Source organism: Klebsiella sp. 141240 (assembly GCF_050600805.1).
GTDB lineage: Bacteria > Pseudomonadota > Gammaproteobacteria > Enterobacterales > Enterobacteriaceae > Klebsiella > Klebsiella aerogenes.
Genome location: NZ_JAQIRK010000096.1, coordinates 1 through 208, shown reverse-complemented (window position 1 = coordinate 208; position 208 = coordinate 1). Strand labels below are relative to the sequence as shown.

At 53.4% G+C, this 208-nt stretch carries 1 rRNA gene; it reads left to right on the top strand.

Annotation, left to right across the window (positions count from 1 at the left end):
• Positions 1-208 (top strand): 23S ribosomal RNA (locus tag PGQ95_RS26515); the annotation flags it as partial.

Here is a 208-nt window from a genome sequence, read left to right as displayed (position 1 = left end):
ATGTGTAGGATAGGTGGGAGGCTTTGAAGCGTGGACGCCAGTCTGCGTGGAGCCAACCTTGAAATACCACCCTTTAATGTTTGATGTTCTAACGTTGGCCCCTAATCGGGGTTGCGGACAGTGTCTGGTGGGTAGTTTGACTGGGGCGGTCTCCTCCCAAAGAGTAACGGAGGAGCACGAAGGTTAGCTAATCCTGGTCGGACATCAG